Annotated in this window: 21 protein-coding genes; 11 read left to right on the top strand and 10 right to left on the bottom strand. The window is 71.3% G+C overall.

Annotated elements, in window-relative coordinates:
- The first annotated feature begins 35 nt into the window (after positions 1 to 35).
- Positions 36 to 1,256, top strand: a complete 1,221-nt coding sequence (locus OG811_RS05870) for a zinc-dependent metalloprotease (RefSeq protein WP_406075553.1) — start codon at positions 36 to 38, stop codon at positions 1,254 to 1,256.
- Between the two features lie 103 nt (positions 1,257 to 1,359).
- On the opposite strand, the gene OG811_RS05875 is transcribed toward OG811_RS05870, so the two are convergent.
- Together OG811_RS05875 and OG811_RS05880 are read right to left on the bottom strand one after the other, a co-directional pair.
- Positions 1,360 to 1,965: a hypothetical protein gene (locus tag OG811_RS05875; RefSeq protein WP_406072684.1), complete on the bottom strand. Its 606-nt coding sequence runs from the start codon at positions 1,963 to 1,965 to the stop codon at positions 1,360 to 1,362.
- Between the two features lie 98 nt (positions 1,966 to 2,063).
- Positions 2,064 to 2,594: a M48 family metallopeptidase gene (locus tag OG811_RS05880; RefSeq protein ID WP_406072685.1), complete on the bottom strand. Its 531-nt coding sequence runs from the start codon at positions 2,592 to 2,594 to the stop codon at positions 2,064 to 2,066.
- Between the two features lie 511 nt (positions 2,595 to 3,105).
- Between OG811_RS05880 and OG811_RS05885 the strand changes: the two genes are divergently transcribed.
- From OG811_RS05885 to OG811_RS05895, 3 genes are all read left to right on the top strand, one after another.
- Positions 3,106 to 3,276: a DUF5679 domain-containing protein gene (locus OG811_RS05885; protein ID WP_167457767.1), complete on the top strand. Its 171-nt coding sequence runs from the start codon at positions 3,106 to 3,108 to the stop codon at positions 3,274 to 3,276.
- A gap of 217 nt (positions 3,277 to 3,493) precedes the next feature.
- Positions 3,494 to 4,606, top strand: a complete 1,113-nt coding sequence (locus OG811_RS05890; protein ID WP_406072686.1) for a hypothetical protein — start codon at positions 3,494 to 3,496, stop codon at positions 4,604 to 4,606.
- A complete protein-coding gene (locus OG811_RS05895) occupies positions 4,603 to 5,949 on the top strand; it encodes an ABC1 kinase family protein (RefSeq protein WP_406072687.1) in 1,347 nt (448 codons plus the stop codon). Before OG811_RS05890 ends, OG811_RS05895 begins: the two co-directional genes overlap by 4 nt.
- A gap of 293 nt (positions 5,950 to 6,242) precedes the next feature.
- Here the strand turns inward: OG811_RS05895 and OG811_RS05900 are convergent, their stop codons facing one another.
- The 3 genes from OG811_RS05900 to OG811_RS05910 all read right to left on the bottom strand — a co-directional run bounded on the left by OG811_RS05900 (position 6,243) and on the right by OG811_RS05910 (position 9,279).
- Positions 6,243 to 6,608 (bottom strand): WhiB family transcriptional regulator, encoded by a 366-nt coding sequence (locus tag OG811_RS05900; protein WP_406072688.1) that lies wholly within the window; start codon positions 6,606 to 6,608, stop codon positions 6,243 to 6,245.
- A gap of 132 nt (positions 6,609 to 6,740) precedes the next feature.
- Entirely contained in the window at positions 6,741 to 6,956 is a 216-nt protein-coding gene (locus tag OG811_RS05905; RefSeq protein ID WP_406075554.1) for a hypothetical protein, read from the bottom strand.
- Between the two features lie 154 nt (positions 6,957 to 7,110).
- On the bottom strand, positions 7,111 to 9,279 hold the full coding sequence (locus OG811_RS05910) for an ATP-dependent DNA helicase UvrD2 (RefSeq protein WP_406072689.1): 2,169 nt from the start codon (positions 9,277 to 9,279) through the stop codon (positions 7,111 to 7,113).
- A 92-nt stretch (positions 9,280 to 9,371) separates the two neighbouring features.
- On the opposite strand from OG811_RS05910, the gene OG811_RS05915 reads away from it, so the two are divergent.
- A complete protein-coding gene (locus OG811_RS05915) occupies positions 9,372 to 9,614 on the top strand; it encodes a mycoredoxin (protein ID WP_406075556.1) in 243 nt (80 codons plus the stop codon).
- Positions 9,615 to 9,680: 66 nt separating this feature from the next.
- On the opposite strand, the gene OG811_RS05920 is transcribed toward OG811_RS05915, so the two are convergent.
- Complete coding sequence (locus OG811_RS05920; protein ID WP_406072690.1) at positions 9,681 to 10,976, bottom strand: MFS transporter; 1,296 nt, start codon at positions 10,974 to 10,976, stop codon at positions 9,681 to 9,683.
- Positions 10,977 to 11,192: 216 nt separating this feature from the next.
- Between OG811_RS05920 and OG811_RS05925 the strand changes: the two genes are divergently transcribed.
- From OG811_RS05925 to OG811_RS05935, 3 genes are all read left to right on the top strand, one after another.
- On the top strand, positions 11,193 to 12,173 hold the full coding sequence (locus OG811_RS05925) for a helix-turn-helix domain-containing protein (protein WP_406072691.1): 981 nt from the start codon (positions 11,193 to 11,195) through the stop codon (positions 12,171 to 12,173).
- Between the two features lie 74 nt (positions 12,174 to 12,247).
- A complete protein-coding gene (locus OG811_RS05930) occupies positions 12,248 to 12,487 on the top strand; it encodes a DUF397 domain-containing protein (protein ID WP_406072692.1) in 240 nt (79 codons plus the stop codon).
- Between the two features lie 212 nt (positions 12,488 to 12,699).
- On the top strand, positions 12,700 to 12,975 hold the full coding sequence (locus OG811_RS05935; RefSeq protein WP_406072693.1) for a hypothetical protein: 276 nt from the start codon (positions 12,700 to 12,702) through the stop codon (positions 12,973 to 12,975).
- A gap of 125 nt (positions 12,976 to 13,100) precedes the next feature.
- Here the strand turns inward: OG811_RS05935 and nudC are convergent, their stop codons facing one another.
- Genes nudC through OG811_RS05955 form a run of 4 tightly spaced genes read right to left on the bottom strand, consistent with a single transcriptional unit; the run spans position 13,101 to position 16,961 of the window.
- On the bottom strand, positions 13,101 to 14,048 hold the full coding sequence (gene nudC, locus OG811_RS05940) for an NAD(+) diphosphatase (protein WP_406075558.1): 948 nt from the start codon (positions 14,046 to 14,048) through the stop codon (positions 13,101 to 13,103).
- A gap of 58 nt (positions 14,049 to 14,106) precedes the next feature.
- Positions 14,107 to 15,447: a M16 family metallopeptidase gene (locus tag OG811_RS05945; protein ID WP_406072694.1), complete on the bottom strand. Its 1,341-nt coding sequence runs from the start codon at positions 15,445 to 15,447 to the stop codon at positions 14,107 to 14,109.
- 55 nt (positions 15,448 to 15,502) lie between these two features.
- Positions 15,503 to 16,813, bottom strand: coding sequence for a M16 family metallopeptidase (locus OG811_RS05950; RefSeq protein WP_406072695.1), 1,311 nt, complete (start codon positions 16,811 to 16,813; stop codon positions 15,503 to 15,505).
- A gap of 10 nt (positions 16,814 to 16,823) precedes the next feature.
- Positions 16,824 to 16,961, bottom strand: a complete 138-nt coding sequence (locus tag OG811_RS05955; RefSeq protein WP_406072696.1) for a hypothetical protein — start codon at positions 16,959 to 16,961, stop codon at positions 16,824 to 16,826.
- Between the two features lie 81 nt (positions 16,962 to 17,042).
- On the opposite strand from OG811_RS05955, the gene OG811_RS05960 reads away from it, so the two are divergent.
- The 3 genes from OG811_RS05960 to OG811_RS05970 are packed head-to-tail and all read left to right on the top strand — an operon-like array spanning position 17,043 to position 19,757.
- Positions 17,043 to 18,107, top strand: coding sequence for an ABC transporter substrate-binding protein (locus tag OG811_RS05960; RefSeq protein WP_406072697.1), 1,065 nt, complete (start codon positions 17,043 to 17,045; stop codon positions 18,105 to 18,107).
- A complete protein-coding gene (locus OG811_RS05965; RefSeq protein ID WP_406072698.1) occupies positions 18,104 to 18,883 on the top strand; it encodes an ABC transporter ATP-binding protein in 780 nt (259 codons plus the stop codon). Before OG811_RS05960 ends, OG811_RS05965 begins: the two co-directional genes overlap by 4 nt.
- Positions 18,873 to 19,757, top strand: a complete 885-nt coding sequence (locus OG811_RS05970; protein WP_406072699.1) for an ABC transporter permease — start codon at positions 18,873 to 18,875, stop codon at positions 19,755 to 19,757. Before OG811_RS05965 ends, OG811_RS05970 begins: the two co-directional genes overlap by 11 nt.
- Positions 19,758 to 19,939: the final 182 nt, after the last annotated feature.

Below are 19,939 nucleotides of genomic sequence, written 5' to 3' on the forward strand. Positions count from 1 at the left end.
GTGGGCAGCCACCAGACCCCAACGATCCCGCGCAGATGCAGCAGTTCATGTCGCAGTTGCAGCATCTGCTCTCCGCACCGGGCAGCGGGCCGGTCAACTGGGACCTGGCCCGGCAGGTGGCAGCCAGCCAGCTCGCGGCCGCCGGCGACCCGGCGGTGTCACCGTATGAGCGCAACGCGGTCGAGGAGGCGCTGCGCCTGGCCGACCTGTGGCTGGAGCCGGCCTCGGCGTGGCCGTCGGGCATCCAGTCCCCGGTCGCCTGGAACCGCAATGAGTGGATCTTCAAGACGCTGGACGTGTGGCGCAAGCTCTGCGACCCGATCGCCAGCCGGATGGTCGGCGCGATGGGCGACCTGGTGCCGCCGGAGGCGCGCGCCCAACTCGGCCCGATGCAGTCGATGGTGGCCACCCTCGGTGGCGCGCTCTTCGGCGGTCAGCTGGGCCAGGCCCTCGGGTCGCTCGCCGCGGAGGTGCTCTCCGCCGGCGACATCGGGCTGCCGCTCGGCCCGGCCGGCACGGCCGCGCTGATCCCGGCCAACATCCGGGCGTACGGCGAGGGCCTCGAGCTTCCCGAGGATGAGGTCCGCCTCTACGTGGCGCTGCGCGAGGCCGCCCACCAGCGGCTGTTCCAGCACGTCCCGTGGCTGCGTGGGCATGTGCTCACCGCGGTCGAGATGTACGCGTCGGGCATCCGGGTCAACCGGGATGCGATCGAGGAGGCGATGGGCCGAGTCGACCCGAGCGACCCGGAGTCGATGCAGGCGATCGCCCTGGAGGGCATCTTCACCCCGGAGGACAGCCCGGCGCAGAAGGCCTCGCTGGCCCGACTGGAGACCGCACTCGCCCTGGTCGAGGGCTGGGTGTGCCACGTCGTGGACAACGCCGCCAGCGACCGGCTGCCCAACGTCGTCCGGTTGGGCGAGGCGTTCCGCCGCCGCCGGGCGGCCGGCGGTCCCGCCGAGCAGACCTTCGCCGCGCTGGTCGGCCTGGAGCTGCGCCCGCGCCGACTGCGCGAGGCCGCAGCGCTCTGGGCCGCGCTCACCGAGCACCGCGGCATCGAAGGCCGCGACGCCGTCTGGGGCCATCCGGACCTGCTCCCGTCGGACGACGACTTCGCCGACCCGGTCGCCTTCGCAATGAACGACATGGACCTGAGCGAGCTGGACAGCTTCGACTTCAGCGCTCCCGGCGGTGCCCAGGAGAAGGCCCCGGGCCAGCCCGACGAGACCGACGGCGAGGGCGGCGCCAAGCCCTGACACCAACGCAGCGCCCGGGGGTGCCCGCACTGAACGACGGCGGGCACCCGGAGCGCAGGTGGCCCTCGTCAGACAGGGCTGGCTGGTCAGGCGGGCTCGCCGCTCAGGCGGGTCGGCCCGAGCCCGAAAGAAGGGCGCGGGTCGCTTCCCACCCCTCGAAGGCCGGGTCCAGCGTCGCCAGGTCAGCCGGGCCGCGCAGCCTTCGCCAGCCGGTGGTCACCGCCACGTCCCCTGGTCGAGGGGCGCCGGAACGCGCGTCAGCCGGCGTCGCCGTGTCCAGGTCCAGCGGAGGTAACCAGCCCGGCACGGGCAGTCGCACAGCCACCCCGAGCAGGCCCGGGCCGCCATCTACCGGAGCCACCGCGACCGGTCGGGTGGTGAGCGGGCGCAGCAGCTTGCCGACGGTCAGTGCGGGCAGGTCAGGCACGTCGCCGACCAGCACCGCAGCCTGGTCGTAGCCCTCCAACGCGGCGAACACGGCGTTCGGCGTCGGCTCGGCCACCTCGTACACGGCCGTTCCGGGCCATACCAGGGCGTCGGCCAGAGCACGATCGGCCGGGGTCACCGCGACCGCGACCTCCACCTCGTTGAGTGTGGCGAGCAGGTCGATGACGTCTTCTGCGAGAGCCGCCCGCCACTCCGCCCGGTTGACGCCGGGCGGCGACCAGTGGACCGGCCCGAGCAACGCCACCACCATCCGTCGTGCCACACCCCGACCCTAGCGCGCACCCCGACCTCGACCCGACCCCGCCGAGCCCGCGCCGTGATCGGCGCGGACCACCCGGGCCGGGCGGGCATCGGCCGGGGTCAGCTGGGGAGTGGGGCACCGGAGGCGGCCGCAACGCCTTCGAGGTAGCCGCGGGCGCGTTCCGCCTTGGGGTAGCGGCCGACCAACGCCCAGAACTGGGCGTTGTGGCTGGGCACGATGAGGTGCGCCAACTCGTGCAGCAGCACGTAGTCGATCACCCAGTCGGGCATCTCCTGAACACGGTGCGAGATCCGGATGCTGCGGTCGGCGGGCGTGCAGGAGCCCCACCGGCCGTTCTGGTTGGTGACCCATCGGACGCTGGCCGGCACCGCCTTCGTGGCGTACCCGGGGAGGTAGAGGTCGATGAGCCGGGTGGCTCGGGCCAGCAGCTCGGCGTCGGAGCGGGCGAGTCGCCCCTCCCGGGCGGCGAGTCGGGCGAGCATCCGGTCGACCCACTCGCTCTCCTCGGCACGGGAGAACTGGTCGGGGATGAGGACGACAACTCGCTCACCGTCACGGTAGGCAGACACCGTGCGTCGTCGGCGCTGGCTGCGCCGTACCTCGACGACCGGCTTGCGCGTCCCCGCCATCACTGGCCCGCGCAGCCTCGGCTACGTGTCACGAAGGAAAGCTAATGCCCACTGAGCAGGGGTCCGCAAGAGTCAACCGCACGACACGCGCCCAGAAAATGGTGATTGGTCGCCAGGCGTCCCGAAAATTTCTTGACCGCAACGCCATCACGCCATCTCGTCACCCTTCGTGAACACCGATGGCGCGCGTACGCGGCACCTCTCCACCGTAGGTGATCACCGTCCCGGTGCTGCCGCGGGGGCACCCGCACGGGTGGCTGTGGGGCTTTGGTCGGCGTGTCCCCGCCAAACTGACTTATCCGACCTATTTCGCCGTGCACACTCTCGACGTCGACTTGCTCACAGTGTCGATGCACAGCTGACATGGAACTACCCAGACCTGGGTAGGGTCCGCGAACCAGCGGTCACGCAGGTGGCCGTGGAGTGAGACCCAGCGCCGGTGCCCCGTGTGGCCCGCCGCCGGGCCCCCGCCGGGACGGCATCGACCGGCGGACGAGACGAGGAGGGCACCGTGGCCGACCAGGCCCAGACGACCTACAACGGTTACTGCGTGAAGTGCAAGGAGAAGCGGGACTTCGAGGGGCACGTCGAGGTTTCGAAGACCGGAATGAACATGGCCAAGGGCAAGTGTCCGGTATGCGGAACAACAGTGAACCGCATCCTGGGCAAGGCCAAGGTCTGACCCGTACGGGTGGCGGGGGCGGGGTGGCCGTGGCCATCCCGCCCCGTTGCCGTTCAGGGACATCGGGGCGGGCGGTCGACGGTTTGTCGGGTGACCGACACCCGCACCGGCAGGCTGTGGAAAACCCGCCGAATCCTGTGGACAACCCTGGACAGGGCCCCGGCCGCCTGTGGACAACGATCGACCGAACGCGAAGTTGTGGTCACGATTCGTAACCATGAGCCGCACCGTACTGCCCCGCCCCACGCTGCTACCCGGCCTCAACCGGCTCTGGCGAGATCGGCACACCCTCCAACTCGGCGTCGGTCCCGGGCCCGCCGTGCTGCTGGAGTTGGCCAACCCGCGCGCCGCCCATCTGCTCGACCTGCTCGACGGCACCCGCAGCGAGCGGGCCGTGCTGGCCCAGGCGGCCACCGCCCGGGTCGCTGCCGACGATGCACGTACTCTGCTCGACGCCCTGCGTACGGCCGGCCTGCTGGTGCCCGCGCACAGCCTGCTCCCCCGCGACCTGGCTGGCCCGGTCCGTGCCCGGCTCGCGGCGGAGGCCGGCGCGCTGGCCCTGGCCGGTGCTCGACTGCCCGGCACCCCCGCGCAGGTTCTGCGGCGGCGGCGGGCCGCCCGAGTCCTGCTCACCGGCGGCGGGCCGCTCGGCGGGCCGCTGGCGGTGGCGTTGGCCCAGTCCGGCGTCGGGCAGGTCATCCCCCAGCTCACCGGCCCGGTGCGTGCCGTCGACCTGGTTGGCACGGGCATCCCCGCCACCGAGCTGGGCCACCCGCTCGCACCGGCGGTGCGGGCCGCCGTCAAGCGCGTCGCGCCGGGCACCGGCACCCACCCGGGCCGGGCCGGCCGGGTGGACCTGGTGATCCAGCTCGGCACCGACCGACCGCCCGCGCTGCTCGCCGCCGGTCTCGCCCAGCGCCGGCAGCCGCATCTGCTGATCACCCTGCGCGAGGGCGTACCGGTCATCGGGCCGCTGGTCCGCCCGCCCGCCGGACCCTGCCTGCACTGCGTCGAGCTGCACCGGGCCGACCGCGACCCGGACTGGCCGCGGCTCGCCGCCCAACTCGCCGCCGCCGACCCGGTGGCCGCCGGTGCGACCGGCACACTGCTCGCAGCCACCGGGTACGCGCTGGCCGAGGCACTGACGCAGCTCGACGGCGGTCAGCCGGAGACGCTGGGCGGAGCCATGGAGATCACCTGTGCGGGCCGTTTTCGTCGTCGGGGCTGGCCGCCACACCCGGCGTGTGGGTGTTCGCAGGGCCGAGCGTCCGCACCAGCCCGGCCGCAGAGCAGCAGCGGAGCCCTTCGGTCGGTAACAATGACCGGGTGACCGACATCCCGCGCCGCGCCGTGTCCCGCACCGCCAAGCTCGCCGCCCTACCGCTCGGCTTCGCCGGCCGGACCGTTCTCGGCATGGGAAAGCGCGTCACCGGGCTCGCCTCCGACGTGATCTCCGCAGAGATCCAGCAGCGCACCGCCGAGCAGCTGTTCAGCGTGCTGGGCCAGCTCAAGGGCGGGGCGATGAAGTTCGGCCAGGCGCTGTCGGTCTTCGAGGCGGCGTTGCCGGAGGAGATCGCCGCACCGTACCGGCAGGCGCTCACGAAGCTCCAGGAGGCGGCGCCACCGCTGCCGGCCGCCAGCGTGCACAAGGTGCTGGCCGAGCAGCTCGGCCCTGACTGGCGGGACCGGTTCGTCGAGTTCAACGACACCCCGGCCGCCGCCGCCAGCATCGGCCAGGTGCACCGGGCACGGTGGCGGGAGCCGGGGTTCAACGAATCGGGCGCGCCGAACAGCCGCGACGTGGCCGTCAAGATCCAGTATCCGGGCGCCGGCGACGCGCTGCTCAGCGATCTCAAGCAGCTCTCCCGCCTCGGCGGGATGTTCCGGGCCATCCAGCCCGGTCTGGACGTCAAGCCGCTCCTGGTCGAGTTGCGCGAGCGGATCACCGAGGAACTGGACTACGAGCTGGAGGCCGAGTCGCAGCGTGCCTTCGCGGCCGCGTACGCCGGCGATCCGGAGATCTACATCCCGGAGGTGGTCAACGCGGCGCCCCGGGTGCTGGTCACCGAATGGGTGACAGGCACCCCGCTGGCCGACATCATCCGCGAGGGCACCGAGGAGGATCGGGACGAGGCGGGCCGGTTGATGGCCACCCTCCACCTCTCCGCGCCACAGCGGGCCGGGCTGCTGCACGCCGACCCGCACCCGGGAAACTTCCGGCTGCTGCCCGACGGCCGACTCGGGGTGATCGATTTCGGTGCGGTGGCCCGGATGCCGGAGGGCACGCCGGCGCCGATCGGTCGCATCGCCGCGATGGCCCTGCGCGGCGACGCCGACGAGGTGGTGGCGGGGCTGCGGTCAGAGGGGTTCATCGGCTCCGCCGAGGAGATCGACGCCGAGGGGGTGCTCGACTTCATCCGTCCGATGCTGGAGCCCATCGCGGCAGACGGCTTCCGGTTCACCCGGGCCTGGCTGAGGGCGGAGGCGGGCCGGCTGGCGAGCCCCCGCTCCCCCACGTACCAGCTGAGCAGGCAGCTCAACCTGCCGCCGTCGTACCTGCTGATCCACCGGGTGACGCTCGGGTCGATCGGGGTGCTCTGCCAGTTGGAGGCGAAGGCGCCGTATCGCAGCATCCTGGAGCGCTGGCTGCCCGGCTTCGCCCCGGTCGCCTGACGACGCCAAGAAGGGCGGGTGCCGGTCGGCACCCGCCCTTCTGCATGGGGTGGTACTAGAGAACGCCCAGTTCGCGAGCCGCCTGGTTGCGGCTGTTCATGGCGACGGTACGGGCGGAACGGGTTGCCTCAGTGCTCGTGGTGGTGCGACCGGCCTGAGGCCGGCGCATTCGAGCCCGGGACAACGCTTGGTGGAGTAGTTGCATCTCGAAGGCTCCAGACGGGACGTTCAACATCGTTTTCTCACTCACTGCCGGTGTGTCACCGGCGTAGTTGGTACGGGTCGGGAACATGTCAGGCTGCCAGCCGGACCGCGCCACGCACCTCGGACAGCCCACTGGCCGCCAGACGCGCCTCGGCCTCGACCCGAAGCTCGACGTCACGAGCGACGTCTTCCTTACGCGGACGGCCACGGGGCCGCTTACGCGGAACAACCGCGCCACGCTCGAAGATCTCGCCGCCCCAGACGCCCCACGGCTCCGCTCGCTCCACCGCCCCGGCCAGGCACTCGACGCGCAGCGGGCAGTCCCCGCAGAGCGACTTGGCCAGCTCGAGCTCGGCAGGCGAGTCGGAGAACCACAGGTCGGGGTCGAACTTCCGGCAGGGCAGGTTCGCCTCCATCTCGACGCTCACGTCGAGGGGGGCCAACGCCAGACTCATCTCCCGGTCACCTCTCTCTCACTTCGATCTCGTGGATCGCATTCCGACGTACTTACGGCGGGGCAAAAAAACTAAGGCCGCGGATCCCGGTAAGCGGGTTCCGCGGCCTCAAGGTGAGCCGGTGTCTGTTGGTCAGACCGGTCTACCTCGAGGTGGAACGCCGCGGACATCCGTGCGCTTCTTGGCGCCCTGGATGGCCATGCCCGTGAAGCCACTGGTCCCCTCGACTCCGGTGGGTGCGACAGTCGGGTTCAGCTCGGCCTGAACCTGGTGCACCTGCGGAACCGACGGTCGTGCAGCCGCAAGGGCCACCCGGACAGTCGACAGCGGAGCGTGGACAGACGGCATCGCCGCCAGACGCTCACAGGTGAAGATCTCCACGGGTGCCACCTCCCTCACGTTCCTCGAATCGACTGGACCAACCATGTGAGCAGCCGGAATGGCGCCGCTCGCGTGGTGTGTCCTGAGGCTATTCCTCACGCCGGGGCGAGGGCAAACGAATTTACGACGAGATTTCGAAAGTTTTCTCCGGGCAGACATCGTCCACCCCCGCGCCCCCCACCAGCGCCAGCACGGATTCCCCGTAGAGGCCCAGTTTGCGGGGGCCGATACCGGCGATGGCGATCAACTCCTCGGGCCGGCCGGGGCGCCGCTCGGCCAGCGCGATCAGCGTCGCATCGGTGAAGACGACGTACGCCGGGACCTTTTGCGCCCCGGCCACCCGCCGCCGCCACTCGCTCAGCCGTTCGTGCAGCTCCTCGTCGATGTCGGATGGGCAGGTGGGGCAGCGGCCGAGCTTGCGGTCCGGGCCAGCGAGCAGGGTGGCGCCGCAGATCCGGCAGGAGACGATCTGGGTTCGACGTCGCTCGGGGCGTTTGGCCGCCGGACCGGCGCCGCCGGTCGCCCGTTCGGCGCCGCCGGAACGGTCCAGTTGGGGCAGGAACCGCGACGGCCGCCGGGCCCGTCCGCCCGGCGAGCGTGCTGCGGCGTACGACAGCCAGAGCCACTGCCGCGCACGGGTGATCCCGACGTAGAGCAGGCGGCGCTCCTCCTCGACCTGCTCGACGGTCTTGGCGTACGTGGTGGGCAGGGTGCCCTCGGCGAGTCCGACCAGGAAGACGGCGTCCCACTCCAGCCCCTTGGCCGAGTGCAGCGAGGCGAGGGTCACCCCGTCCACCGTCGGTACGTGCTGCTGGGCGGCCCGACGGGCAAGTTCCTCGGTGAAGTCGGAGAGGGTGACGGGGCGTTCCACGGACGCGGCCTCGCCGATCGGCACCATTTCCGGGGTGGCCGCGTACTCCTCGGAGAGCTGGACCAGCGCGGACAGCGCCTCCCACCGCTCGCGGGCGGCGCCACCGGCCGGGGGCGCGTCCGGGGCCCAGCCGACCGCGGTGAGCGCCTCGACGACGGCGACCGGCAGTGGCGTCTCCCCGGGGATCGATCGGGTGGCGGCGCGTAACGCGACCATCGCCTGGCGCACCTCGGTCCGCTCGAAGAACCGCTCCGCGCCCTGCACGACGTACGGCACCGCGGCCTCGGTGAGCGCCTTCTCGTACGCCTCGGACTGCGCGTTGATCCGGAACAGCACGGCGATCTCCTTCGCCGGCGTGCCCGCGTCGATCAGCGATCGGCAGCGCGCGGCCACCGCGTTCGCCTCGGCCGGCTCGTCGGTGAAGATCCGCAGGTCCGGCTCGGGGCCGGGTGGGCGCTGCCCGCTCAACTCCAGCCGCAGGCGCGCCTCGGTGCCCCGGGCCTGAGAGATCACCGCGTTGGCCAGCCCGACCACCTGCGGGGTGGAGCGGTAGTCGCGGACCAGCCGGACCACTGTCGCGTTCCGGTGCCGGCGGGGAAAGTCGACCAGGTACGCCGAGGTCGCCCCGGTGAACGAGTAGATCGTCTGGCTGGCGTCGCCGACCACAGTCAGGTCGTTGCGGCCGCCCAGCCAGGCGTCCAGCAACCGCTGCTGGAGGGGGTTGACGTCCTGGTACTCGTCGACCACGAAATGCCGGTACTGGCCACGGACCTGCTCGCCGACGTCCGAGTGCTCCTCGATGCCCCACACCGCGGCGCGCAGCATGTCCTCGAAGTCGATCACGCCGTTCGAGCGCTTGACCTGCTCGTACGCGGTGAACACCTCGGCCACCTTCGCCGGCTCGTGCGGTGTGTCGCGCAACGCCCGGGCCGCCGACACCACGTACTCCGATGGCTCGACCAGCGACGACTTGGCCCATTCGATCTCACCGGCCAGGTCCCGCGCGGCGGCCCGGTCGGTGCGCAGGCCGACCCGGGCGGCGGCGAGCGTGACCAGCCGCACCTTGCTGTCCAGCAGTTCGGGCATGGCCCGGCCGGCCAGCAGCCGGGGCGCGAAGTACCGCACCTGGCGCAGCGCCGCCGCGTGGAACGTGCGCGCCTGCACACCGCCAACCCCGAGCACGGTGAGCCGGCTCCGCATCTCGGCAGCCGCCCGGGCGGTGAAGGTGACCGCGAGCACGTGCCGGGGGGAGATCTCACCGGAGAGCGCCCGGTGGGCGATCCGGGAAGTGATCGCCCGGGTCTTGCCGGTGCCGGCGCCGGCCAGGATGCACACCGGGCCGGCGGGTGCGGTCACCGCGGAGCGTTGCTCCGGGTCCAGCCCGGCGAGCACCTTTTCCGACCCTGAGTGAACCACCACAACCAGGAATCATCTCAGCTCCCCCGAGCGTTGCAGCGAACAGCCTCGGCTTGATCCGCAAGCCGCGGCCGGAGGAGTTGGAGGATCCGACCATGCTGACGATGTATTCCACCCCCTGGTGCGGCTACTGCCACCGGCTGAAGTCGCAGCTCGACCGGGAGGGCATCGGGTACGAGGTGGTCGACATCGAGCAGGACCCGAAGGCCGCGGAGTTCGTGATGACCGTCAACGGCGGCAACCAGACGGTGCCGACGCTGCGCTTCGCCGACGGCAGCGCCCTGACGAATCCCTCGATCACCCAGGTCAAGCAGCACCTGGAGACCCTCAGCGCCTGATCGCCGGAGCACTGTCGACGAGCGGCCGCCCCACCCGGGGCGGCCGCTCGTCGTGTCCGGAATCGGTCACCGTGGCGGCGGCCGGTGGGTGCCGGTCGCCACAGGCCGGTCAGCCTCCTCGGCCGGTCGCCGGGGTGCCGGGATCCTCGGGCGGGTCGGCGGCGTGGGCGGGCGGGCGACGGACGGCGCGCTCAGGTGCCGGCCCCGCCAGAGATAGCTGCCAGCAGCCAGGGTGGCCACCCCGACCAGCGCGAACAGCACCCGATAGTCCAGGAAGCCGACCAGCAGGGCGCCTGCCCCGATGGAGAACGCCTGCGGCCCGCTGACCACCGCCTGGGTGGCCGCGGCGACCCGGCCGACCAGCGCGGACGGGGTCCGACGCTGGATCAGCGTGTGCAGGCCCACCGTCGTCAGCGGGAGCGAGACTCCGGCCAGCAGCACCGCCGCGAACCCGAGCCGGAGATCGGGGTACGCGAGCGCGAGCGCGGCCGGGGAGAAGAAGGCGACCCCGGCGGCCATGGTGCCGACCTCCCCGAGCCGGCGGACCAGCGTCGGTGAGCAGAGCCCGCCAAGCAGCCCGCCGACTCCCTGCACGGTGACCAGCACCCCCACGAACGCGGCATCCCGGCTCAGCCCCTGGTCGACGTAGGCGAAGATGAGCGACTCGCTGAAGCCCATCACCAGCGACCCGAGCCCGTAGCCGAGCAGGGCCCGACGCAGCGCGGGCTCGCCGGCCAGGTGCCGCAGACCGGCGCCCAGCTCGGCTGGCCAGCGCAGCCGCACGGCCGGCGGCACCGGTTGCGGGGTGGGCAGCACGGCCACCACCGCCGCCGCGGTCAGAAATCCGACCATGCCGATCCCGGCCAGCGCCCACCCGCCGAGCGCCGCGTAGAGCGCCGCGCCGGCCAGCGGGCCGATCAGCCGCATCCCCTGGCGTACGGTCTGCAGCAGGCCGTTCGCCTCGGCCAGCAGCTCGACCGGCACCAACTCCCGAATGAGCCCACTGAGCGCCGCGCCGAGCGTGATGGACGACAATCCGTACAGTGCGGCCACCAGGTAGACGATCCAGACGTCGCCCGCGTCCCGGACGGTGAACAGCGGGGTGAGCAGGGCCGCGGTGACCACGTTCGCGGCCACGAAGAACGGCCGGCGCGGATACCGGTCGACGAACCAGCCGACCAGCGGTGCCAGGGTCATCGGCGCGATGACGGCGAAGATCGTGGCACCGGCCAACCCGTTCGAGCCGGTCAGATCCTTGACCCAGATGGCGAGCGCGAGCAGCAGGATCGACTCGGCGGTCATGCTGGCCAACAGGCCGCCGAAGAGCAGGCGGAAGTCGGGTCGGCGCAGGACGGTGCGCATGGGGTCCCTCCGGCGGGATGGCGTGCCCAGGTGGGCGGGGTCGACGAGGCCGCGACCGTGGGTCCGTCATCGTCCGGCGTACCCGTGGTCCATTTTTCGCAAGACACGCCCCCGCCGGAACCTCCGACACCGGTCGCGCCGTCCATACTGACCGTGGGGGGCGAATTTCATACAGTTACCGTCGCGTCTGCGTCGGTCGACGGGAAAGAGGACACTGTGCCTCCTGCCGCACCCAGCCCGATCCTGCGTCGTCGCCGGTTGGGCGTCGAGCTGCGCCGCCTGCGCGAGGCCGCGGGCCTCACGGGCGACCAGGTCATCGAGCGTATCGGATGGGCCTCCGCGTCCAAGCTGTCCCGTTTGGAGAATGGCCGCAGCCGACCGGACCCGCAGGACGTCGGCGATCTGCTCGATCTCTACGGCGCCGACAAGGCCGTGCAGGACGAACTGCTCGGCATCACCCGCGAGGCCGGCGACATGCGCGGCTGGTTGAAGAACTTCCCGGTGATGACGCAGCAGCAGCGCAGCTGGGCCGAGTTGGAGGCGGGCTGCGCGGAGATCTCCGAGTACAACCCGGTGCTGGTTCCCGGCCTGTTGCAGACCCCCGGGTACGCCCAGGTCCGGATCGTCTCGGCCCGGCAGGTGGGCGAGGGCGCGGGCGAGCCGGAGCCCGACGACGAGCCGGAGACCGAGGTGCAGGCGCGGCTGGCCCGCCAGTCGCTGTTGACCCGGGAGCCGCACGCGCCCCGCTACACCGCCGTGCTGGAGGAGGCGGCCCTCGGCCGCCGGGCCGGGCCACCCGAGGTGCTGCACGAGCAGTTGCTCCAGCTCTGCGAGCTGGCCCTGCTGCCCAACGTGAGCCTGCACGTGCTGCTCCGGGACACCCAGGTAGGCAATTGGTACCTTCCGCCGACCGCGTTCTCGGTCTACCGGTTCGCCGATCCCCTCGATCCGGAGACATTGGCCATCGAAGGTGGCTTCACCGACGTCATGTCGACCGAGGCAATCGCGCTAAATCGCTATAAAGTAGTGTTCGAGTGGCTATGCACGGCGGCACTTAGCGTTTCGGACACCCTCTCCTGGCTGATCGAGGCGACGGGACGGCTGACCGAGGCGACGCCCCCTTCCACAGCGGCGTTCGGGCCGGCAACGGCGCCGACCCAACGCCGCCGGGCCTCGGGGCGGCTGACGGAACGGTGATCCACGGGGGACCATCCGTCGGGACGTGCGGCACCACTCGTCCCATCGGATCAGTTCACATCAGGAGCAGAACCATGAACGACATCCGCAACACGCCGTCCGTCTCCGCCCACTCGTTGGCGGATGCCCCGTGGCGTACCAGCACGCGCAGCCAGACCTCGAACTGCGTCGAGGTCGCCCCACTCGGCACCGGCCCATCGGCGGTCGCCCTGCGCGACAGCAAGGACCGAGGCGGCCCGGTGCTGCAGTTCAACCGCGCCGGGTGGCTCGGTTTCATCACCGGAGCAAAGAAGGGCCAGTTCGATCTGAACTGACCTGGTGACTCGTACGGGGCCGTCGGCGCGCTGCCGGCGGCCCCGTCGCGTTGGGCACCGCCGACCCTGCTGAACAGCCATCCCCCGATCGGACGAGGCTCGAAACCGATAGGCGCGTTTCAGTTGCTGGGACGAACACGGGGCGTAGCATGGCCTCGAGAACGTGGAACTTCCACACTGGTTCATCCGTCGCGGTTCATCCGGAGACCCTCATGCGGTTCCTGATCGTTCGCACCGACATCCGCGCCGTCGCCGACGGGGACATCGCCGCCGCCTGGTCGGACGGCCACCGACTTCGTGACGAGACGACCACGCCTGAGTCGCGACGGCAGATCGTGCACGCCGAGGACCGGGACGCGGCGCTGCTGCTGGCCCGCGCCCTGGCCACGGTCGGCGCGGTCCGCGCCGGCAAGCAACGGGTCAAGGTCCTGCCGCTGAGCGAGCCTCGACCCGCCTTCCGATACAGACCGGGCAGCATCGGCACCTGATTCCACAGGACGTCCGTTGTGGTCGGACCGGCTCCCCCGCCGCTTTTCGCACCCGCCGACCACGACGGCCCGTGTTCCCGGCTCGTGACCGCCGCGGCAACGGCGGCCACGGGCCGGGACCGTGCTCAGCGGTCGCCGTCCACCCAGCCGTCCAACCAACGGTGGATGAGGAACAGCGCGATCGACGACGGTGGCGGCAGGATCAGCCGAGCTCCATCGCCCACGTCCACCGTCTGCCCGGCCAGCGCCGCCCCGATCTCCCGGCGTGAAAACCACCGAGCGTACGCGATCTCGGACGGGTCGACGTGCACCGGATCGGTCGGGTTCGCGGTGGCCAGGAAGCCCAACATCAGCGAACCGGGGAACGGCCACGCCTGGCTGCCCACGTACCCGATGCGCTCGACCTCGATGCCCACCTCCTCGCGGACCTCGCGCAGCACGGCGGCCTCCGCCGACTCGCCCGGCTCGACGTAGCCGGCCAGGCAGGAGTAGCGCCGACCGCCCGGAGTGCCCGGCCAACTGGCGTTGTTGCCGAGCAGGCAGCAGCCGTCCACGCCGTCCACGCCGTCGTGCACCAGCACGATCATCGCCGGGTCGGTCCGCGGCCAGATCCGCCCACCGTTGCGGTCCACCCGGGACCAACCGGCCTCGTCCATCGCGGTCGGCGCCCCGGTGCTCGTCGAGTAGCCGTGCCGGGTGTGCCAGTTGACCAACGCCAGGGCGGTGGTGAAGATGCCGGCCTCCCGATCGGCGAGCAGGTGGCCCACCTCGCGCAGGTTGACCGCCCGGGTCCCTGGTAACGCCGGCAGCGGCGCGTCGACCGCGAAGACCGGCACCCCGTCCGGCTCGACACCGAGGAACATCGCCGTCGACTCGGACCCGGCAGGCACGTCGGCCGCACCGAACAGCACCAACGCCGGAGGCGACGTGTCGGTGCGGGCCAGCGTCCGACCCTCGTCGGTCGAGTCGAGCAGCAGCACCCGGGCACGCAACCACGCCTCGGTCAACCACTGCGCGTCACCCCGCCGGTGAGCCGCCCGGTCCAGCGTGGACCGGGCCAACGGCGGAGTCATCTCCCCGCTCACGCCAGCTCTCCGCTGCTGAGCCTCATGGCTCGCTCGCTGCGCTCGCTCACGACACAGGCTCGGTGCGGACCGTGGTCAGCGCGGCCAGCCCCGGGGTGACCCGTTCTGCGTCGCCGAGCACCACGATCGCCGCCCGGGCTGGCGCCAGATACCGGGCCGCCGCCTGCGCGACGTCGTCGATGCTCGCCTTCGCCAACCTCGCCGCGTACTCGGCGAGGAAGTCCAGACGCAGCCCGTTGCCCGCGTACGCGCTGGTCAACGCCGCCAACCCGGCCTGGGTGGACATGCCGAGCTGAAGGGTGCCCAGGGCGTACTGGCGGGCCTGCTCCAATTCCTCGGGCTTCGGTGGCAGCGACGCCAGCCGACCCAGCTCGTACGTCGTCTCCAGCAACGCCGGACCGGTGACCTCGGTGGCCACCTCGGCGGCGGCGACCAGCACCGATCCGGCGACGGAGTGCTCGATCCCCGAGTGCGGGCCGTAGGTGTAGCCCTTGTCCTCCCGGATGTTCTCCACCCAACGGGAGGAGAAGTAGCCACCGAAGATCAGGTTGGCCAGTTGCAGCGGGGCGTGGTCGGGGTCGGTGCGGGACACCGCCGGAAGCGCGATTCGCAGCGACGACTGCACCGAGCCGGGCCGGTCGACCAGCAGCAGCGGCCCAGGCTCCAGCGGCGGAGTCGCCGGCAGCTCGGCGGTGCGCCCGGCGCCGGCCCAACTGCCGAGCGCCCGCTCGGCCGCGTCCAGGGCCTTCTCCGGCTGCACATCACCGACCAGCACCAACTGCGCGTTGGCCGGGTGGACCCGTTCCGAGTGCACGGTGCGCAGCGCCGCCGGTCGGACGGCGCGGATCTGGCCGGGCTCCGGGGTCTGCGTCGCGTACGGGTGCCGGCCGTAGATCCGCTTCAGCAGCGCCTCCCGGGCCAGGTGCGCCGGCTGACTCTGCGCCACCTGGATCCGGTCGACAAGTCGGTCCCGTTCGGTGGCCACGTCGTCGCTGGGGTAGCTGGCGCCGGTCAACACCTCGGCCAACAGCTCCAGCATCCGGTCCAGGCCGGTGACCAGGCCCGCGCCGGAGAGCATCAGCCGGTCCGGGTCGACGCCCGCGGAGAGCCCACCGCCTACCTTCTGCAACTCGGCCGCGATCTGCACGCTGGTCATCGACTCGGTGCCGGAGAGCATGGTCTGCGAGAGCATCGCACCGCGGGCCAGGTGGACCCGACCGAACGGGACCCAGAGCCGCATCTCGACCAGCGGTACGGCGGGCCGGCGTACGGCGATCACGGTGAGGCCGTTGCGCAGCGTGCGTTCGGCCTGCCTGGGCACCTTGAGCTTGCGGGTCGGGCCGAGCGGGGGCAGCGTACGCGGCCCTGCGGGAGCGGTGGTCGTCACTGAATCACCTTCGTTCGCGACTGCGGGGCTCGCAGAACCGGCTCACTCCTCGCGCTCACCGGGCACCTCCGGCAATGACCTCGATCGCGGCCCGGCGCTCCGGGCGCAGGGTGGCAGCGGCGGCCCGGACCTGCTCCTCGGTGACCTCGCCAACCAGCCGGGGCAACTCGTTGAGCAGGCCCGGTTCGCCGCGTTGCTGCTCCAGCACGGCCATTCGCAACGCCCGGCCGAGCACCGCGTCGGTGTCCCGCAGCAGGTGGGTCGCCATCCGGGCCTGGGTGCGGGCCAGCTCACCGTCGGTCAGCCCGTCGGTGGCCAGCCGGTCCAGTTCCTCGTCGATGGTGCGCAGCACCTTGTCCACGTCGCCACCGGGCGGCAGGTGCGCCTGCAACAGCAGCGCGGTGGGGTCGCGTACGTCGAACGGGTCGCCCATGAAGCCGAGGTATCCGCCGAGGCTGGTCACCGCGCGGTCCCGCTGCACCAGGCGCTCGACCAGCCGCGACGCGTCACCGTCGGTGAGCACCTCGGCCAACACCACGTACGGCAGGTAACCGGCGAAGTCGGTGACCGGGTCGGGCACACGCCAGGCGCCGGCCACCGCCGGCAGCGGTGCCAGAGCATCGGTGTACGAGGTACGACGCTCGGCGGTCAGGTCGGGCTCGGTGAAGTCGGGCCGCTTCGGAGCCGGCCGGGCCGGTACGTCCCCGAAGTGCCGGGTGACCAGCTCGGTCGCCTCGGCCACGTCGATGTCGCCGCTGACGGCGAGGACCGCGTTGCCGCTGGCGTAGTAGCGCCGGAAGAAGTCCGCGGCGTCGGCGACGGTCGCCGACTCCAGATCGTCGAAGGACCCGTAGCCGTCGTGGGCGTTCGGGAACGTGTCGAACATGACCGGCGGCAAGGTCAGCCAGGGAAATCCGCCGTACGGCCGGTTGAGGACGTTGACCCGGATCTCCTCCTTGACCACGTCGACCTGGTTGCGCAGGTTCTCCTCGGTCAGCCGGGGGCCGCGCATCCGGTCCGCCTCCAAAAACAGCGCGCGTTCCAGCGCGTTGCTCGGCAGCGTCTCGAAGTAGTCGGTGTAGTCCAGGTGGGTGGAGCCGTTGAAGGTGCCACCGGCGCCCTGCACGTGCCGGAAGTGGGCCAGCTTCTCCAGGTTTTCCGAGCCCTGGAACATCAGGTGCTCGAAGAGATGGGCGAAGCCGCTGCGCCCCTCCGGCTCGGAGCGGATGCCGACGTCGTAGACCACCGCCACCCCGATCACCGGGGCACTGCGATCGGGGGTGAGCACCACCCGCAGGCCGTTGTCGAGGGTGAACCGCTCGACCGGATACTTCGTCGCTGGAATTCTGGATCTCCGCGCCGCCACGGGACCGACCCTAGCGCGTCGGCACGCCCGCCACCCGCGACCTCCCCGGAGCCGCCGCGACCGGGGCGATGCCGAGGGGCAGCACCTCAATGCCGACCCGCTCGGTTACCTCCCGGTGCGGCCAGCCGGAGACGCACCATCCCGCCATGTGGATGAACCTTGACGCTGGCCGCAGCCTGACCCACTCTTCCTACCAACTAAGTAGGAATACTGCGGATTGGATGGGACGATGAGACGGCTCCCCCTACGCCGGTTGGTCACCCTGGCCACCCTCGCCGCCCTCGGCGCGGCGACCCTGGGCAGCACCGCCGCGTGCGGCGACGACAGCGAGGGCGCGAGCGGCAGCTCCGGCCCGGTGACGCTGCGCCTCGGCTACTTCCCCAACATCACCCACGCGCCGGCGGTCGTCGGCGTGGAAAAGGGCATCTTCGCTGAGAAGCTCGGTGCCAACGTCAAGCTGGACCCGAAGACCTTCAACGCCGGCCCGGCCGCCATCGAGGCCGTTTTCTCCGGCGCGCTGGACGCCACCTACATCGGTCCGAACCCGACCGTGAACGCCTTCTCCAAGTCCAAGGGTGAGGCCGTCCGGGTCATCTCCGGTGCGGCCTCCGGCGGCGTCGCGCTGGTGGTCAAGCCCGGCATCACGGGCCCGCAGGACCTGAAGGGCAAGAAGATCGCCACCCCGCAGCTGGGCAACACCCAGGACGTGGCGATCCGTTACTGGCTCAAGCAGCAGGGCCTGACCACCACCAAGGAGGGTGGTGGCGACGTCAAGATCGTGCCGCAGGAGAACGCCCAGACGGTCGAGACGTTCAACAGCGGCGCGATCGACGGCGCCTGGGTGCCCGAGCCGTTCGTCTCCCGCCTGGTCAACGCCGGCGGCAAGGTGTTGGTCGACGAGCGCGACCTGTGGCCGGACAAGAAGTTCGTCATCACCAACCTGCTGGTCAGCACGAAGTTCCTCAAGGCACACCCGGACGTGGTGCAGAAGCTGGTCGACGGCCAGGTGGCCGCCAACGAGTTCGTCAACAGCAAGCCCGACGAGGCGCAGCAGGCCATCTCCGACGCGATCGGCAAGATCACCGGCAAGCCGCTGGACCTAAAGCTGATCAAGCAGGCGTGGCCGACATTGGAATTCACCAACGACCCGATCTCGTCCTCCCTGAAGGCCGGGCTCGACCACGCCGTCGACGTGGGGCTGACCAATCCGGTGGACCTCAAGGGCCTGTACGACCTGACGTACCTCAACAACGCGCTCAAGGCGCAAGGGAAGCCCGAGGTCGTCCAGCCATGACGTCGACCACGACGGCACCGGGGAGCGCGACCACCGCGGTCGCGCTCTCCGGCGTGACCAAGGTGTACGGGCGCGGGGCGAACGCCGTCCTGGCCCTGGACGGTGTGTCGCTGGACGTCGCGCCCGGCGAGTTCGTCTGCCTGGTCGGCGCGTCCGGCTGCGGCAAGAGCACTCTGCTCAACCTGGTGGCCGGGCTGGACCGGGTCAGCGGTGGGCAGATCACCCTGGCCGGCGACGCCAACCCGGGCCTGATGTTCCAGGAGCCGGCGCTCTTCCCGTGGCTGACCGTCGACGCCAATGTGGAGGTGCCACTCAAGCTGCGCCGGCTGCCCCGAGCCGAGCGCCGTGAGCGGGTCGCCGAGCTGCTGCGTACGGTGCACCTGGCCGACTTCGGCCGCAAGCGCCCGCACGAGCTCTCCGGCGGGATGCGGCAGCGGGTCGCGCTGGCCCGCACCCTGGCCCTGGACACCCCGGTGCTGCTCATGGACGAGCCGTTTGGCGCACTGGACGCGATGACCCGGGACATCCTGCACGACGAGCTGGAACGGATCTGGTCCGAGCGCAAGCTCTCGGTGCTCTTCGTGACGCACAACGTCCGCGAGGCCGCTCGGCTGGCCGACCGGATCATCCTGCTCTCCAGTCGGCCCGGTCGGATCATCCACTCCACCGAGGTGAACATCGGGCGCCCTCGTCGGATCGACTCCCCCGAGGTCGCCGCCATCGCCGCCGACGTCACCGAGCGGCTCCGTACGGAGGTGGGCCGCCATGGCCAGTGACACCCTCACCAGTTCGGCGCGTACCGACGCGGAGATCACCGGCCTCGACGCGCTGGAGATCGCCGGCCGGGACAAGGAGGTCTCCCGGGGCGCCCGGATCTGGGCGGCCACCTGGCCCAAGCTGGCCGCACTGGCCATCGCCATCGCGGCCTGGCAGTTCGTGGTCTGGTCCGGCTGGAAACCGCCGTACTCGCTGCCGGGGCCCCTGGAGGTCGGTCGCGAGCTGGTGAGCCAGGCCCAGGGCCCACAACTCTGGGACGGCCTGCTCACCACGCTGCGCCGCGCGGCCGTCGGGTACGTCTTCTCGGTCGCCGTCGGCCTGCTGCTGGGCCTGGCGGTGGCCCGGTCCACGGTGCTGCGCGCAGCCATCGGCTCAATGATCACCGCGTTGCAGACCATGCCGTCGATCGCCTGGTTTCCGCTGGCCATCCTGCTCTTCGAGCTGAGCGAGAAGGCGATCTTCTTCGTGGTGGTGCTCGGCGCGGCGCCGTCCATCGCCAACGGGGTGATCTCCGGTGTGGACTACGTGCCGCCGCTGCTGCTACGCGCCGGCCGCAACCTGGGCGCCCGAGGGCTCAACCTCTACCGGTACGTCATCGCACCGGCCGCATTACCGGCGATCGTCGCCGGGCTCAAGCAGGGGTGGGCGTTCTCCTGGCGCAGCCTGATGGCCGGTGAGCTGCTCGTGGTCGGCATCTCACAGACCTCGCTCGGCGCTCAGCTCACCTACTCCCGCGAGTTGTCCGACGCACCCTGGCTGCTCTCCACCATGATCGTCATCCTGGTGCTCGGCCTGGTCGTGGACGCCGCGTTCGGCGCGGCGGACAAGGCGATCCGGCGTCGCTGGGGCGTGCTCGACCAGGCGAGCAACTGACCGGCGTTGCTCACCCACAACTCGACCGGCCACGCCCCCACCACCGCGTGAGCGGGTCCCGACGACGATCGGCGCAGCATGATCGTGCTCGATCATTGATGTAGTGCCCTCGCCCGCGTGGGAAGGCCCTGTTTCCTGGATCGAGCACGATCTTGAGCGCGACACCTCGGCCGAGGACGGCG

It is taken from the genome of Micromonospora sp. NBC_01638 (genome assembly GCF_045209745.1).
GTDB lineage: Bacteria > Actinomycetota > Actinomycetes > Mycobacteriales > Micromonosporaceae > Micromonospora.

Excerpts from the sequence above, each read along its gene's own strand:
- OG811_RS05870 (WP_406075553.1), top strand. The coding sequence starts at position 36 with ATGCAGCAGTTCATGTCGCAGTTGCAGCATCTGCTCTCCGCACCGGGC.
- OG811_RS05880 (WP_406072685.1), bottom strand. The coding sequence starts at position 2,594 with ATGGCGGGGACGCGCAAGCCGGTCGTCGAGGTACGGCGCAGCCAGCGC.
- OG811_RS05890 (WP_406072686.1), top strand. The coding sequence starts at position 3,494 with ATGAGCCGCACCGTACTGCCCCGCCCCACGCTGCTACCCGGCCTCAAC.
- OG811_RS05900 (WP_406072688.1), bottom strand. The coding sequence starts at position 6,608 with ATGAGTCTGGCGTTGGCCCCCCTCGACGTGAGCGTCGAGATGGAGGCG.
- OG811_RS05905 (WP_406075554.1), bottom strand. The coding sequence starts at position 6,956 with ATGCCGTCTGTCCACGCTCCGCTGTCGACTGTCCGGGTGGCCCTTGCG.
- OG811_RS05915 (WP_406075556.1), top strand. The coding sequence starts at position 9,372 with ATGCTGACGATGTATTCCACCCCCTGGTGCGGCTACTGCCACCGGCTG.
- OG811_RS05920 (WP_406072690.1), bottom strand. The coding sequence starts at position 10,976 with ATGCGCACCGTCCTGCGCCGACCCGACTTCCGCCTGCTCTTCGGCGGC.
- OG811_RS05930 (WP_406072692.1), top strand. The coding sequence starts at position 12,248 with ATGAACGACATCCGCAACACGCCGTCCGTCTCCGCCCACTCGTTGGCG.
- OG811_RS05935 (WP_406072693.1), top strand. The coding sequence starts at position 12,700 with ATGCGGTTCCTGATCGTTCGCACCGACATCCGCGCCGTCGCCGACGGG.
- nudC (WP_406075558.1), bottom strand. The coding sequence starts at position 14,048 with ATGACTCCGCCGTTGGCCCGGTCCACGCTGGACCGGGCGGCTCACCGG.
- OG811_RS05955 (WP_406072696.1), bottom strand. The coding sequence starts at position 16,961 with ATGGCGGGATGGTGCGTCTCCGGCTGGCCGCACCGGGAGGTAACCGAG.
- OG811_RS05960 (WP_406072697.1), top strand. The coding sequence starts at position 17,043 with ATGAGACGGCTCCCCCTACGCCGGTTGGTCACCCTGGCCACCCTCGCC.
- OG811_RS05965 (WP_406072698.1), top strand. The coding sequence starts at position 18,104 with ATGACGTCGACCACGACGGCACCGGGGAGCGCGACCACCGCGGTCGCG.
- OG811_RS05970 (WP_406072699.1), top strand. The coding sequence starts at position 18,873 with ATGGCCAGTGACACCCTCACCAGTTCGGCGCGTACCGACGCGGAGATC.